The organism is Enterobacter cloacae complex sp. SHL001 (assembly GCF_049236825.1).
GTDB lineage: Bacteria > Pseudomonadota > Gammaproteobacteria > Enterobacterales > Enterobacteriaceae > Enterobacter > Enterobacter hormaechei_C.
On sequence record NZ_JBMKIP010000004.1, the window covers coordinates 100,094 to 115,658 of the forward strand.

Sequence of the window (15,565 nt, forward strand, 5' to 3'; positions counted from 1 at the left end):
CATGAGATTATCAGAAAAAAGCCGGCCGACTGGCCGGCTTTTCGATTACATCACCAGGCGGCGAATGTCGCTCAGCATGTTGTTGATGATGGTGATGAAACGCGCACCATCAGCCCCGTCGATCACGCGGTGGTCGAAGGACAGAGAGATTGGCATCATCAGACGCGGCACGAACTCTTTGCCATTCCACACCGGCTCCATCGCGGACTTGGACACACCGAGGATAGCCACTTCCGGCGCGTTCACAATCGGCGCGAAGTGGGTGGTACCCAGGCCGCCGATGCTGGAGATAGTGAAGCAGCCGCCCTGCATTTCGCCGGCAGTCAGCTTACCATCACGCGCTTTTTTGGAGATGGTGGTCAGTTCACGGGACAGCTCAGTGACGCTCTTCTTGTTCACGTCTTTGAAGACCGGAACAACCAGACCATTTGGCGTATCAACCGCAACACCGATGTTGATGTACTTCTTCAGCGTCAGCTTCTGACCGTCTTCGGACAGGGAGCTGTTGAAGCGAGGCATCTGCTCAAGGGCAGCGGCAACCGCTTTCATGATGAAGACCACTGGAGTGAACTTCACGTCCAGCTTACGCTTCTCAGCTTCGGCGTTCTGCTGTTTACGGAACGCTTCCAGATCGGTGATATCGGTCTTATCGAAGTGGGTAACGTGCGGGATCATTACCCAGTTACGGCTCAGGTTAGCACCCGAGATTTTCTGGATACGGCCCAGTTCCACTTCTTCGATTTCACCGAACTTGCTGAAGTCCACTTTCGGCCATGGCAGCATGCCCGGGATACCGCCACCGGCAGCAGCAGCAGGTGCAGCTTCGGCGCGTTTCACCGCATCTTTCACGTAAGCCTGAACGTCTTCGCGCAGGATACGGCCTTTACGGCCAGTGCCCTTCACTTTCGCCAGGTTCACACCGAATTCGCGCGCCAGGCGACGAATCAGCGGAGTCGCGTGGACGTAAGCGTCGTTTTCAGCGAACTCAGATTTTTCTGCTTTAGCAGCAGGGGCAGCAGCCGGTTTAGCAGCCTGAGCCGGTGCAGCAGCCGGTGCCGGAGCAGCCGCGGCAGCTGGAGCGGCGGCAGGTGCTGCGCCTTCCACTTCGAAGACCATGATCAGAGAGCCGGTAGATACTTTGTCGCCGGTGTTGATTTTGATCTCTTTAACGGTACCGGCGAACGGCGCAGGCACTTCCATAGAAGCTTTGTCGCCTTCAACGGTGATCAGTGACTGTTCAGCGGCAACTTTGTCGCCCACTTTTACCATCACTTCGGTCACTTCAACTTCGTCACCGCCGATGTCCGGTACGTTAACGTCTTTCACGCCGCCAGCAGCCGCTGGTGCAGCAGCCGGAGCCGGAGCAGCTTCCGCTTTCGCTGGAGCCACAGCGCCTTCAGCGCCCGCCACTTCGAAAATCATGATCAGGGAACCCGTAGACACTTTGTCGCCGGTGTTGATCTTGATCTCTTTAACGGTACCCGCGAACGGTGCTGGCACTTCCATAGAGGCTTTGTCGCCTTCTACGGTGATCAGTGACTGCTCGGCCGCAACGGTATCGCCCACTTTCACCAGGATTTCAGTGACTTCAACTTCGTCACCGCCGATGTCAGGCACGTTCACTTCTTTCGCTGCCGCGGCCGCTGCTGGAGCAGCAGCAGGAGCGGCTTCTTTCTTCTCTTCCTGCGCAGGTGCAGCAGCTGCTGCACCGTCGGCGGAATCGAAAATCATGATCAGTTTACCGGTCTCGGTTTTATCGCCAACAGAGACTTTGATCTCTTTAACGATGCCAGCCTGAGGAGACGGGACTTCCATAGAAGCTTTGTCGCCTTCTACGGTGATCAGCGACTGTTCAGCTTCAACTTTGTCGCCCACTTTGACCAGGATCTCGGTGATTTCAACTTCATCAGCCCCGATGTCCGGTACATTGATTTCGATAGCCATTATTCTTTTACCTCTTACGCCAGACGCGGGTTAACTTTATCTGCATCGATGTTGAATTTGGTAATTGCGTCTGCAACCACTTTCTTATCGATTTCGCCACGTTTAGCCAGTTCGCCCAGTGCTGCTACTACCACGTAGGAAGCATCAACTTCGAAGTGGTGACGCAGGTTTTCGCGGCTGTCAGAACGACCGAAGCCGTCAGTACCCAGTACGCGATAATCATCAGCTGGAACGTAAGTACGAACCTGCTCAGCGAACAGTTTCATATAGTCAGTAGACGCCACCGCTGGCGCGTCGTTCATCACCTGAGCGATGTACGGAACGCGTGGGGTTTCCATTGGGTGCAGCATGTTCCAGCGCTCACAATCCTGGCCATCACGCGCCAGTTCAGTGAAGGAGGTAACAGAGTACACATCGGAACCCACACCGTAGTCTTTCGCCAGGATCTGCGCTGCTTCACGAACGTGACGCAGGATAGAACCAGAGCCCAGCAGCTGAACTTTACCTTTGCTACCTTCGATGGTTTCGAGTTTGTAGATACCTTTACGGATACCTTCCTCGGCACCTGCTGGCATTGCCGGCATGTGGTAGTTTTCGTTCAGGGTGGTGATGTAGTAGTAAATATTCTCTTGCGCTTCACCGTACATGCGCTGCAAGCCGTCATGCATGATGACTGCCACTTCGTACGCGTAAGACGGGTCGTAAGAGATACAGTTAGGGATAGTCAGAGACTGAATGTGGCTGTGACCATCTTCGTGCTGTAGACCTTCACCGTTCAGGGTCGTACGACCAGAAGTACCACCGATCAGGAAGCCGCGAGCCTGCTGGTCGCCTGCCTGCCAGCACAGGTCACCGATACGCTGGAACCCGAACATGGAGTAGTAGATGTAGAACGGGATCATCGGCAGGTTGTTGGTGCTGTAAGAAGTCGCAGCAGCCAGCCAGGATGCGCCTGCACCCAGTTCGTTGATACCTTCCTGAAGGATCTGACCTTTCTCGTCTTCTTTGTAGTATGCAACCTGCTCACGGTCCTGCGGGGTGTACTGCTGACCGTTCGGGCTGTAGATACCGATCTGACGGAACAGACCTTCCATACCGAAAGTACGCGCTTCGTCGGCGATGATTGGAACCAGACGATCTTTGATCGACTTGTTCTTCAGCATCACGTTCAGGGCACGAACGAAAGCGATAGTGGTAGAGATCTCTTTGTTCTGCTCTTCCAGCAGCTGAGAGAAATCTTCCAGCGCTGGCAGTTCCAGCTTCTCGGTGAAGTTAGGCTGACGAGCAGGCAGGTAGCCTTTCAGCGCCTGACGACGTTCGTGCAGGTACTTGTGCTCTTCAGAACCTTCCGGGAAGGTGATGTAAGACAGTTTTTCTACCTGCTCATCGGTCACTGGAACGTTGAAACGGTCGCGGATATAACGCACGCCGTCCATGTTCATTTTCTTAACCTGGTGAGCGATGTTTTTACCTTCTGCGGTATCACCCATGCCGTAACCTTTGATGGTGTGGGCCAGGATCACAGTCGCTTTACCTTTGGTTTCACGCGCTTTTTTCAGTGCAGCGTAAACTTTCTTCGGATCGTGACCACCGCGGTTCAGCGCCCAGATCTGCTCGTCAGTCCAGTCTGCAACCAGGGCTGCGGTTTCAGGATATTTGCCGAAGAAGTGCTCACGAACGTAGGCACCGTCTTTGGATTTGAAGGTCTGGTAGTCGCCGTCAACGGTTTCGTTCATCAGCTGGATCAGTTTACCGCTGGTGTCTTTGCGCAGCAGCTCATCCCAACGACCGCCCCACATCACTTTGATCACGTTCCAGCCAGCACCTGCGAAGATGCCTTCCAGTTCGTTGATGATCTTGCCGTTACCGGTTACCGGACCATCCAGACGTTGCAGGTTACAGTTGATGATGAAGCACAGGTTGTCCAGCTTCTCACGGGTCGCGATGGTGATCGCGCCTTTAGATTCTGGCTCATCCATTTCACCGTCGCCCAGGAAGGCGTAAACGGTCTGCTCAGAGGTGTCTTTCAGACCACGGTGTTCCAGGTACTTCAGGAATTTAGCCTGATAGATCGCACCGATTGGACCCAGACCCATAGATACGGTCGGGAACTGCCAGAACTCAGGCATCAGTTTAGGGTGCGGGTAAGAAGACAGACCCTTACCGTGAACTTCCTGACGGAAGTTGTTCATCTGCTCTTCAGTCAGACGACCTTCCAGGAAGGCACGTGCATAGATGCCCGGAGAGATGTGGCCCTGGAAGTACACCAGATCGCCGCCATCTTTCTCGTTAGCTGCACGGAAGAAGTGGTTGAAGCACACTTCGTAAATGGTCGCAGAAGACTGGAAGGACGCCATGTGGCCACCCAGTTCCAGGTCCTTCTTGGATGCGCGCAGAACGGTCATGATGGCGTTCCAGCGGATAGCAGAACGGATACGGCGTTCCAGATCCAGATTGCCCGGGTATTCCGGTTCGTCTTCGACGGCAATCGTGTTTACGTAGTTGCTAGCCCCTGCACCTGAAGCCACTTTCACGCCGCCTTTGCGTGCTTCTGAAAGCAGCTGATCAATCAGATACTGAGCGCGCTCAACACCTTCTTCACGGATGACCGATTCGATCGCCTGTAGCCAGTCGCGAGTTTCGATCGGATCCACGTCATTTTGGAGACGTTCTGACATGGGGGTATTCCTTATCTATCTAATACGTTGATTTGTCTGGAACCTGTCCCATTGTATTTTCGCCAGAAAACACAATAAGACAGGTTCTGCGTTTAGTTGCCGCGCTCTAAAAGTACCTGGCGCTTAATCCTTTCGTTGCTGTATGCGGCGTAATGAACGTTCGCGACGCGATTGTTCACGGCTGCGGTCCAGCAAGATTTCCTCAATGAAAGCCAGATGGCGGTGCGACGCTTCGCGCGCCTGCTCCGGTTCCCCGGCCATTATCGCCTCGAATACTCGGGTGCGATGGTTGCTTACCAGCGGGAGCATCTCCCGACGGGCATACAACAATTCAAAATTCTGACGAACGTTCTGGGCCAGCATCGGCTCCATGCAGCGTAGCAGATGGAGGAGCACCACGTTGTGCGCCGCTTCGGTGACGGCAATTTGATACTGGACGACGGCATTGGACTCGGCGTCTAAATCGCCGGACTGCTGTGCCCGTTCAATGGCCTGATGCAGCTCGCGAATACGTACGCGGTCTTCATCAGTGCTGCGAAGGGCGGCGTAATAAGCCGCGATACCTTCCAGCGCGTGACGGGTCTCAAGCAGATCAAACTGGGATTCTGGGTGGTCAGAGAGAAGTTCTACCAGCGGGTCGCTGAAGCTCTGCCACAGGCTGTTTTGCACAAAGGTTCCGCCACCCTGGCGACGGAGCAACAGGCCCTTTGCTTCGAGACGTTGAATCGCCTCACGCAGAGAGGGGCGTGAAACGTCGAACTGTTTTGCCAGCTCGCGTTCTGGCGGGAGTTTCTCGCCCGGGCGCAGTGTCCCTTCGAGAATCAAAAACTCCAGCTGCTGCTCAATCACATCGGAAAGTTTTGGTTGGCGAATTTTGCTGTAGGCCATATTCCCTGTCTTACGCCTTTTTGCCCGGAGTCAATTGGTCTTACCAATTTCATGTTCGTATCGCTAAAGTAACAAAGTATTCACCTTCTGTCCATATTGGTTTTGATTGAAATCAGTAAACCCGGCACATTTTAACAACCTTACAGAACTAACGTTTCAGGAATGTAACTTTGCACAAATGAAATGATTACTACCAAAGAGGCAGTTTTAACCATAATGAAACGAGGGTTTTTGCAATCTGAAGCGATTCAACAAGGCAAAAAATGAAAATTCGCCCTCTTCTGACGCATTTCTATTCTATAGGTTGGGGTATGAGGGGTTAACGTACCGATTTACAATTGGTTTCTTTTTATTCAAGTCGTCTTCATCCCTTCATAAAGCAGGTGCATTCGCTGGCGCTTACCACTATTCTTGCGCTAACGGAAGCCATCTCCGCTTTTTTCGGTATCGTTAACCGTAAAGAAATAAATACAGAATATGGACTTTCATAATTACACACGCACAGCGTGAACATAACAACCACACACGAGGTTTCAAATGGAAGCTCAACAGCATGGCGATCAGCTAAAGCGCGGCCTTAAAAACCGCCATATTCAGCTCATCGCCCTGGGCGGTGCTATTGGTACTGGCCTGTTTCTTGGCAGTGCATCGGTTATCCAGTCGGCCGGTCCGGGCATTATTCTGGGGTACGCGATTGCGGGTTTTATTGCATTTCTGATTATGCGCCAGTTAGGTGAAATGGTTGTTGAGGAGCCGGTCGCAGGCTCATTCAGCCACTTCGCCTATAAATACTGGGGCAGCTTCGCAGGTTTCGCCTCGGGGTGGAACTACTGGGTTCTGTACGTTCTGGTTGCCATGGCCGAGCTGACCGCCGTTGGGAAATACATTCAGTTCTGGTACCCGGAGATCCCCACCTGGGCGTCTGCGGCGGCCTTCTTCGTCATTATCAATGCCATTAACCTGACCAACGTAAAAGTGTTTGGTGAGATGGAGTTCTGGTTTGCCATCATCAAAGTGATTGCCGTTGTAGCGATGATCATCTTCGGCGGCTGGCTGCTGTTCAGCGGCAACGGCGGTCCGCAGGCCACCGTGCGCAACCTTTGGGAGCAAGGCGGGTTCCTGCCGCACGGCATGACCGGTCTGGTGATGATGATGGCAATTATCATGTTCTCCTTCGGCGGTCTGGAGCTGGTGGGCATCACCGCCGCGGAAGCCGACAACCCGGAGCAGAGCATTCCGAAAGCCACTAACCAGGTTATCTACCGTATTCTGATCTTCTATGTGGGCTCCCTGGCGGTCCTGCTCTCCCTGCTGCCATGGACGCGCGTGACGGCGGATACCAGCCCGTTTGTGCTCATCTTCCACGAGCTGGGCGACACCTTCGTGGCGAACGCGCTCAACGTCGTGGTGCTGACCGCCGCGCTCTCCGTTTATAACAGCTGCGTTTACTGCAACAGCCGTATGCTGTTCGGCCTGGCGCAACAGGGCAACGCACCGAAAGCGCTGCTTACCGTTGATAAGCGTGGCGTACCGGTTAATACCATCATCGTGTCGGCGGTCGTGACGGCGCTGTGCGTTCTGATTAACTACCTGGCACCGGAATCTGCCTTCGGTCTGCTGATGGCGCTGGTGGTTTCCGCGCTGGTGATTAACTGGGCGATGATTAGCCTCGCGCACATCAAGTTCCGCCGCGCCAAGCACCAGCAGGGCGTAACCACGCGCTTCCCTGCCCTGCTCTATCCGCTGGGGAACTGGGTTTGCCTGCTGTTCATGGCAGCTGTGCTGGTCATTATGCTCATCACCCCAGGCATGGCGATTTCCGTCTACCTGATCCCGGTCTGGATTGCGATCCTCGGCGTGGGTTATATGGTGAAACAGAAAAATGCCAAAACGGTGAAAGCGCACTAAGTGTTTTCTCGCTGTACTCGCGGTTGCGGGTACAGCGTCTTGTTACCTTCCTCACAAATTCGCGCCCACAGCAAAATCCTCCATATCACCGCCTTTATATTGCAACGCATATATTCGTTTGCCAGCGAATAATTCTCTCCATACCGAAACCCGGAGAGCTGTCGATGAATAACAACAAACTGTCAGTAAAAGAAAAGATCGGCTATGGCATGGGTGACGCCGGATGCAACATCATCTTTGGCGCCATCATGTTATTTGTTAACTACTTTTATACGGATATTTTTGGTCTGGCTCCTGCACTGGTTGGCGTTTTACTCCTGTCCGTACGCGTCATTGATGCCGTCACGGACCCAATTATGGGCGCGATTGCCGACCGTACCCGCAGCAAATATGGCCGGTTTCGTCCATGGCTGCTGTGGATTGCCTTCCCCTACGCGCTGTTCAGCATCCTGATGTTTACCACGCCTGACTGGAGCTATAACAGCAAAGTTATCTATGCGTTTGTCACCTATTTCCTGCTGTCGCTGACCTACACGGCTATCAACATTCCCTACTGCTCGCTCGGCGGCGTGATCACCAACGACCCGAAAGAGCGCGTTGCCTGCCAGTCCTACCGTTTTGTTATGGTTGGTATCGCCACGCTGCTGCTGTCGCTGACGCTCCTGCCGATGGCCGACTGGTTCGGTGGGGATAACAAAGCCAAAGGCTACCAGATGGCGATGACCGTGCTGGCGCTGATTGGTACCTGCATGTTCCTGTTCTGCTTCGCCACGGTGCGGGAGCGCGTGCGTCCGGCGGTGCAAACTCATGACGAACTGAAAAACGACCTGAAAGACGTGTGGAAGAATGACCAGTGGGTGCGGATCCTGCTGTTAACCCTGTGCAACGTCTGCCCTGGCTTTATCCGCATGGCGGCCACCATGTATTACGTCACCTGGGTCATGGGGCAAAGCACCCATTTCGCCACGCTGTTTATCAGCCTGGGCGTGGTCGGCATGATGTTCGGCAGTATGCTGGCGAAAGTGCTGACCGACCGCTGGTGTAAGCTGAAGGTCTTCTTCTGGACCAACATCGTGCTGGCGATTTTCTCCTGCGCCTTTTACTTCTTCGACCCGAAAGCGACGACAACCATTGTCGTGCTCTACGTCCTGCTGAACATCCTGCACCAGATCCCGTCACCGCTGCACTGGTCGCTGATGGCCGACGTGGATGACTACGGCGAGTGGAAAACCGGGAAACGCATCACCGGGATCAGCTTCTCCGGCAACATCTTCTTCCTGAAGCTGGGTCTGGCGATTGCCGGGGCAATGGTCGGCTTCCTGCTCTCCTGGTACGGCTACGACGCGGGCGCAAAAGTGCAGAGCGCGGATGCCATCAACGGGATCGTGCTGCTGTTTACCATCATTCCCGGCATTGGATACTTAATTACCGCGGGCGTAGTACGTCTGCTGAAAGTGGACCGTGAGACCATGAAGCAGATCCAGTCCGATCTGGAAAAGCGTCGCACCAACTATCGCGAGCTGAACGATTATCAGGAACTCAAAGCCGCTGAGACTAAATAAGGAAAGCCGAATGCAAACCTGGCCAAACCCGTTTATTGAACAACGCGCCGACCCGTATATCCTGCGTCACGATGGGCAATATTACTTTATCGCCTCCGTGCCGGAGTACGATCGGCTGGCGATCCGCCGCGCGGACTCGCTGGAAGGTTTACGCGATGCCGAAGAGGTGATTGTCTGGCGCAAGCCCGACACCGGCCCGATGAGCCAGCTGATCTGGGCGCCCGAGCTGCATCATATCGACGGCAGGTGGTACATCTATTTTGCCGCCACGCATACCCAGGCGCTTGATCAGCTCGGGATGTTCCAGCATCGCATGTTTGCCATTGAATGCGCAGACGGCGATCCGCTCACCGGTACGTGGGTGGAAAAAGGGCAAATCAAAACCCCGTTTGACACCTTCGCGCTGGATGCCACCACCTTTGTTCATCAGGGTAAACGCTGGTATCTGTGGGCGCAAAAAGCCCCGGACATTTCCGGTAACTCCAATCTTTACCTGTGTGAAATGGAAAATCCGTGGACGCTGAAAGGCGAGCCGGTGATGCTCAGTAAACCGGAATATGACTGGGAGTGCCATGGGTTCTGGGTCAACGAAGGCCCGGCGGTGCTGTTCCATGGCGATAAGCTGTTTATCAGCTATTCCGCCAGCGCCACCGACGAGAACTACTGCATGGGATTACTGTGGGCAGACCTGAATGCCGATCCGCAAAACCCGGCTAACTGGCATAAATCCCCGCGCCCGGTGTTCGTCACCAGCTACGAAAACCGTCAGTATGGGCCAGGCCATAACAGCTTTACGCAGACGCCGGAAGGCGAAGATGTGCTGGTCTACCACGCGCGAAACTACACTGAAATTGAAGGCGATCCGCTTTACGATCCCAATCGCCATACTCGCCTGAAACTCGTCCGCTGGAACGAAAACGGGATGCCTGACTTCGGCATCCCGCCCGCGGATACGCCGTAACGGCTTCGGCGCGCTGGGTCAGACCAGCGTGCCGTAAATCGTTAGCAGCGCCACAATCACCACCACCACAAAGGATGTTTTCTTCGCCATCGAGACGGCAGCTTTTGGCGTTGCGACTTTATCCGTGTGCGGCTCACGCGCCAGCGAGAACTGTGCCAGTCGGGTTAAAACCTGATACTGCGAGGTATGGCGGTCTGCAAGGGAGACAAACCACGCGGGCAGCGCCTTTTCACCGTGACCGATGAGGGCATAGACCACGCCTACCAGACGCACCGGAAGCCAGTCGAGCACGTGCAGGATGGCATCAATGCCGGACTGTAGACGTTCATGCGGCGTAAGATAGCGGGCAAGCCAGGTCTGCCAGGCGCGCAGGAACGCATAACCCATCAGCAGAACCGGCCCCCAGGGTCCGCCCACCACGAACCAGAACAGCGGCGCCAGGTAGTAACGGAAGTTAATCCACAGCAGCGCGTTTTGCAGCTCCCGCAGAAACTCGCGTTCATCGCAATCCGGCGGTACGCCGTGGATCATCGTCAACTCGCTCGCCATCGCGCCGCGCGCGTGGGCATCATCCCGGGAAGCGGCTTTCAGATACGCGTGATAGTGCAAACGCACCTTGCCCGCGCCAATACACAGCACGCCGAGCAGGATCCACACCACCAGCAGCGGCACGTTGAAAAAGAGGCCGTAAAGCGAGCGCAGCAACAGGAACGTAATCGCCATCACGCCTGCCGCCATCAGCAGCGTGCGCAGCATGGAAAAATGCCTGATGCGGCGGAATAACACCTCCAGCCGATGATCCAGATGCCAGTGCTCGCCGAGCTTAAACAGGCGTTCAGCGATCATAACCAGCAGCATGGTAAACAACGTCATGTTATCTCCTTATCTGACGACGTGGTAAGCATGGCGTGAAACCGGGACCAGTCAAACGCCGGGCCGGGGTCGGTTTTTCTTTCCGGGACGATGTCGCTGTGCCCTGTAATATTGTCTGCAATGGCGGGATAGCGCCCGATTAACGTTTGCGTTACAGCAACCAGTTTCTCATATTGCGCATCGGTGTAAGGCGTGGTGTCCGTTCCTTCCAGTTCAATTCCAATAGAGAAATCATTGCACCGCTCGCGCCCCTGATACATCGACACGCCAGCATGCCAGGCTCGCTTATCAAAAGGAACATACTGAACCACTTCGCCATCACGACGGATCAGACAGTGCGCCGATACGCGCAGATGCGCAATCTCAGCAAAGAAGGGGTGGGCATCGGGATCTATCGTTCCAGTGAATAACGCATCGATCCACGGACCGCCAAACTCACCCGCCGGGAGACTAATATTGTGAACCACCAGCAGTGTGGGCTTTTCATCCTCCGGGCGGCAGTCGTGGTGCGGCGACGGTACATGCCGCGCGTCCACCAGCCATCCGTTTTCTAACAACATGCTGGAACTCCTTATCTATGGTGCTGTTACTCGGTTCAGAGTAGCATGTTTCAATATTATGATTCGTTACCAATTTGGAGTTTTATCATGCCGCCTCGCCGCTATAACCCCGACCACCGACGTGACGCGCTTCTGGAACGTATTAATAGTGATATCCCGGCAAGCGTTGCCCATGCCCTGAAAGAAGATCTCGGCGGCGACGTCAGCGCCGATAACGATATTACCGCCCAATTGTTGCCAAAAGAGACACGCTCGCATGCGGTGATCATCACCCGCGAAGCGGGGGTTTTCTGCGGCAAACGCTGGGTTGAGGAGGTCTTTACCCAGCTGGCAGGCGACGAGGTGCAGGTAACATGGCACGTTGAAGACGGTGATGCGGTCACCGCGAATCAGCCACTGTTCGAGCTGGACGGCCCGTCCCGCGTCTTGCTGACCGGTGAACGCACCGCGCTCAATTTTGTGCAAACGCTCTCTGGCGTTGCCAGTGAAGTACGCCGCTACGTTGACCTGCTGGCAGGCACCCGCACGCAGTTGCTGGATACCCGTAAAACCCTGCCGGGCCTGCGCACCGCGCTGAAATACGCGGTACTCTGCGGTGGCGGCGCCAACCATCGTCTGGGGCTATCCGATGCCTTCCTGATTAAAGAGAACCACATTATTGCCTCTGGCTCGGTGCGTCAGGCCGTGGAAAAAGCCTTCTGGCTACATCCGGATGTGCCGGTCGAAGTGGAAGTGGAAACGCTGGAGGAGCTGGACGAGGCCATTAAAGCGGGGGCTGACATCATCATGCTCGATAACTTCGACACGGAGCAGATGCGTGAAGCGGTCAAACGCACAAACGGCCAGGCGCAGCTTGAGGTGTCCGGCAACGTGACGTTCGACACCATCCGCGAATTTGCTGAAACCGGCGTCGATTACATCTCCGTTGGCGCCCTGACCAAGCACGTCCGCGCCCTCGACCTCTCGATGCGCTTCAAATAAATTAGCCTCCCCTCTCCGCCCGGAGAGGGGAAATACGAAACCGCTCGCAATTACGCTGTCCTTCTCTGCAACACTGAATCATTTCCCTGAAAGCCCCTTCACGTTCACGCTTTTGTCCCTCGTTTCTGCATGCTGGCACTGCCACAGTAGCGCCACTTAACGTAAGGAGCAGACATGAACAGACAACAAGGATTTACCCTGATTGAGCTAATGGTGGTCATTGGCATTATTGCCATCCTGAGCGCCATTGGCGTTCCGGCCTATCAGAACTACCTGCGAAAAGCGGCGCTCACCGATATGCTGCAAACGTTCATCCCCTACCGCACCGCCATTGAGCTTTGCGCCCTGGATCGTGGTGGTGTGGATCGCTGCGACGCAGGCACCAATGGCATCCCCTCCCCGACAACCACACGTTACGTTTCAGCGATGAGCGTGGCGAAGGGGGTCGTATCGTTAACAGGGCAGGAAAGCCTTAACGGACTTGAAGTGCTCATGACACCGATCTGGAGCGACGGTAACGGAATGACGGGCTGGACGCGTGACTGCAAAATTGCGTCCGACACGGCGCTCAGACAAGCCTGTGAAGATGTTTTCCGCTTCGATAACAACTGACAGGAGTGGACAATGAATACTGAACAGCTTATGACGCTCTGTCAGCGCCATCACGCACTGCTACTCGCAAGCGACACCGACATGATCAGCATTGCGGTAGTGGGTAATCCTGCCTCTGAGCTGATGGAAGCGTTACGCTTCGCCACGCAGAAGCGTATTGATATTGAGTGCTGGACGGCCGAACGGATGGAAAAACGGCTTCAGTCCCTCTCATCATCACACCTGCCGGGCATAGCGCCAAACTCAGCCGCTGACGTGCTCAGTACAACCTTGCAGCAGGCAGTAAACCAGCGGGCTTCTGACATCCATATTGAACCGACGGAGCACGGCTACCAAATCCGTTTGCGAATCGACGGTGTTCTCTACCCGCAACTGCCGATCTCTGCCACCCTCGGGACGACGCTTGCCGCACGCCTGAAGGTGCTGGGTCAACTGGATATTGCGGAGCGCCGGCTGCCGCAGGACGGCCAGTTTACGGTGGAGCTGGCAAGCGTCCCCGTCTCTTTTCGTATCGCAACCCTTCCCTGTAGCGGTGGAGAAAAAATCGTGCTTCGTCTGCTTCACCAGGTACAGCAGGCACTGGAGCTTGAACAGCTGGGGATGAGCGCAGACCAGCAGGCCCGTTTTGCCGGGGCGCTTAACAGCCCTCAGGGGTTGATTCTGGTCACCGGCCCGACCGGTAGCGGGAAAACAGTGACGCTGTACAGCGCGTTACAGGTGCGAAATACCCCTGACGTCAATATTTGCAGCGTGGAAGATCCCGTTGAAATCCCGCTTGCAGGCTTAAACCAGACGCAGATTAATCCGCGCGCGGGGCTGACCTTCCAGAGCGTGCTGCGTGCCCTGCTCAGGCAGGATCCTGACATCATTATGGTGGGTGAAATTCGTGACGGCGAAACGGCAGAAATTGCCATTAAGGCGGCGCAAACCGGGCATCTGGTGCTGTCCACCCTCCATACTAATTCGACGACTGAAACGCTGGTACGGCTGCAACAGATGGGCGTCGCGCGCTGGATGATCTCTTCGGCGCTCTCGATGGTGATTGCCCAGCGACTGGTGCGCCGTTTATGTCCGTACTGCCGACAGGAAGCCAGCCGCCACACCGAATTACCCCGCACGCTGTGGCCCCGGCCGCTTCCTCGCTGGCAACCCACCGGCTGCGATCGCTGCTACCACGGTTTTTATGGTCGCGTAGCCATTTTTGAAGTGCTCGTCATCGACGACACGCTGCGGCAGGCCATCGCCAGCGGAGCAAGCACGGAGGTGATTGGGTCCAGCGCTCGTCAGGCGGGAATGACCTCTTTGTTTGAGCATGGCTGCATGGCCGTAGAACAAGGGCTGACCACGCTCGAAGAGCTGTTGCGCGTCCTGGGAATGCCCGATGGCTGCTAATTCGCTCTGGCGCTGGCGTGCCCTGAACACCGAGGGGGAGGTGCAAACCGGCACCCTCTGGGCCATCGACCGTGGCGCAGCTTACACGGCTCTGGTGCTTAAACAACTGCACCCGCTGGCGCTAAAACGCTGTCAGCAGCGCCACCGATGGCAGGTGCAGCACTGCTACGATATTTTTCGCCAGCTCGCCACGCTGCTACAGGCTGGACTCACGCTATCCCAAAGCCTGCACATGCTTGCGGAACAGCATCCTTTGCAGCACTGGCAGGCGCTGCTGCACAGTCTTGCTGATGACCTGAGCGAAGGTTGCGCCCTGTCAGAGGCCATGAAGAAATGGCCAGAGGTGTTTAGCCCTCTTTATGTCTCAATGGTGAAGACGGGTGAGCTGACGGGTAAGCTCGAAGCCTGCTGCCGTCAGCTTGCGCAGCAACAAAAATCCCAGCAGCAGCTCAGTGCGAAGGTAAAGAAAGCGCTGCGCTATCCGCTGATCATCCTGACGCTGGCCGTTTTCGTGGTGCTGGCGATGGTCACGCTGGTTTTGCCTGAGTTTGCTGCAATCTACAAAACGTTCAACACCCCGCTCCCTTTGCTCACGCAGGCAGTCATGGGGCTGGCGGCCTTGGTTCAGGCGCATATCCTCACCCTTTTGACCCTGCTCGTGGCAATGGTTGTCATCGCCTGTAAGCTGCGGCGGCATCCACGCTGGCAGTATGTCTTGTTACACGTACCGGTGATGGGCACGCTGACGCGCGGGCAAAAACTGGGGCAGATTTTTACCGTGCTGTCATTAACCCAGCAGGCCGGAATTGCCTTTTTACAAGGACTGGAGAGTGTGGAGGAGACCGTTGAGAGGGGCTACTGGCAGGAGAAACTCCGTGAGATACGCAGCGATATCGAACAGGGGATGCCCGTGTGGTCCTCCTTCCAGAAGGCCTCTGTTTTTACGCCACTGTGTATTCAGCTCATTCGCACCGGAGAAGTGTCGGGTTCACTGGATGTGATGCTGATGAATCTGGCCCGCCACCATACGGAACAGACATTTCAGCAGGCAGACAATCTGGCAGCGCTTCTTGAGCCTTTGCTACTGGTCGTGACGGGTCTGATTATCGGCACGCTGGTGGTGGCAATGTATTTGCCGATTTTCCATCTGGGGGATGCAATGAGCGCGGGGTAACGCTGGCGCACGGACGCGCGCCAGCCGTAGCC

The 15,565-nt window shown here is 55.5% G+C and carries 12 protein-coding genes; 7 read left to right on the forward strand and 5 right to left on the reverse strand.

Features of this window, described 5'->3' with window-relative positions:
• Positions 1-45: 45 nt before the first annotated feature.
• The 3 genes from aceF to pdhR form a co-directional block, all read right to left on the reverse strand.
• The gene (aceF, locus tag ACOTYH_RS12645) at positions 46-1,944 is read right to left on the reverse strand and encodes a pyruvate dehydrogenase complex dihydrolipoyllysine-residue acetyltransferase (RefSeq protein ID WP_063933499.1); all 1,899 of its coding nucleotides are present in this window, start codon (positions 1,942-1,944) and stop codon (positions 46-48) included.
• Between the two features lie 14 nt (positions 1,945-1,958).
• On the reverse strand, positions 1,959-4,622 hold the full coding sequence (gene aceE / locus ACOTYH_RS12650; RefSeq protein ID WP_003856315.1) for a pyruvate dehydrogenase (acetyl-transferring), homodimeric type: 2,664 nt from the start codon (positions 4,620-4,622) through the stop codon (positions 1,959-1,961).
• Between the two features lie 123 nt (positions 4,623-4,745).
• Positions 4,746-5,510 carry a pyruvate dehydrogenase complex transcriptional repressor PdhR gene (pdhR, locus tag ACOTYH_RS12655; protein WP_015572686.1) on the reverse strand — a complete coding sequence of 255 codons (765 nt, stop codon included), beginning with the start codon at positions 5,508-5,510 and terminating at the stop codon, positions 4,746-4,748.
• A gap of 537 nt (positions 5,511-6,047) precedes the next feature.
• On the opposite strand from pdhR, the gene aroP reads away from it, so the two are divergent.
• The 3 genes from aroP (at position 6,048) to ACOTYH_RS12670 (ending at position 9,941) form a co-directional block, all read left to right on the forward strand.
• On the forward strand, positions 6,048-7,418 hold the full coding sequence (gene aroP, locus ACOTYH_RS12660) for an aromatic amino acid transporter AroP (RefSeq protein WP_015572685.1): 1,371 nt from the start codon (positions 6,048-6,050) through the stop codon (positions 7,416-7,418).
• A gap of 164 nt (positions 7,419-7,582) precedes the next feature.
• Positions 7,583-8,980, forward strand: a complete 1,398-nt coding sequence (locus ACOTYH_RS12665; protein ID WP_058688981.1) for a glycoside-pentoside-hexuronide (GPH):cation symporter — start codon at positions 7,583-7,585, stop codon at positions 8,978-8,980.
• Between the two features lie 10 nt (positions 8,981-8,990).
• Positions 8,991-9,941 carry a family 43 glycosylhydrolase gene (locus tag ACOTYH_RS12670; RefSeq protein ID WP_058688980.1) on the forward strand — a complete coding sequence of 317 codons (951 nt, stop codon included), beginning with the start codon at positions 8,991-8,993 and terminating at the stop codon, positions 9,939-9,941.
• Between the two features lie 18 nt (positions 9,942-9,959).
• Here ACOTYH_RS12670 and ampE read toward each other — a convergent pair whose 3' ends face one another.
• Both ampE and ampD read right to left on the reverse strand, forming a co-directional pair.
• Entirely contained in the window at positions 9,960-10,814 is an 855-nt protein-coding gene (gene ampE / locus ACOTYH_RS12675; protein ID WP_003856320.1) for a beta-lactamase regulator AmpE, read from the reverse strand.
• Complete coding sequence (gene ampD, locus ACOTYH_RS12680) at positions 10,811-11,374, reverse strand: 1,6-anhydro-N-acetylmuramyl-L-alanine amidase AmpD (protein ID WP_421637772.1); 564 nt, start codon at positions 11,372-11,374, stop codon at positions 10,811-10,813. Before ampD ends, ampE begins: the two co-directional genes overlap by 4 nt.
• 87 nt (positions 11,375-11,461) lie before the next feature.
• On the opposite strand from ampD, the gene nadC reads away from it, so the two are divergent.
• The 4 genes from nadC (at position 11,462) to hofC (ending at position 15,533) form a co-directional block, all read left to right on the forward strand.
• Positions 11,462-12,355 (forward strand): carboxylating nicotinate-nucleotide diphosphorylase, encoded by an 894-nt coding sequence (gene nadC / locus ACOTYH_RS12685; RefSeq protein ID WP_015572681.1) that lies wholly within the window; start codon positions 11,462-11,464, stop codon positions 12,353-12,355.
• Positions 12,356-12,529: 174 nt separating this feature from the next.
• Positions 12,530-12,967, forward strand: a complete 438-nt coding sequence (gene ppdD / locus ACOTYH_RS12690) for a prepilin peptidase-dependent pilin (RefSeq protein WP_017383774.1) — start codon at positions 12,530-12,532, stop codon at positions 12,965-12,967.
• Positions 12,968-12,979: 12 nt separating this feature from the next.
• Positions 12,980-14,359 (forward strand): type II secretion system protein GspE, encoded by a 1,380-nt coding sequence (gene gspE / locus ACOTYH_RS12695; protein ID WP_032671436.1) that lies wholly within the window; start codon positions 12,980-12,982, stop codon positions 14,357-14,359.
• Positions 14,349-15,533 (forward strand): protein transport protein HofC, encoded by a 1,185-nt coding sequence (gene hofC / locus ACOTYH_RS12700; RefSeq protein WP_033486448.1) that lies wholly within the window; start codon positions 14,349-14,351, stop codon positions 15,531-15,533. Before gspE ends, hofC begins: the two co-directional genes overlap by 11 nt.
• Positions 15,534-15,565 lie beyond the last annotated feature (32 nt).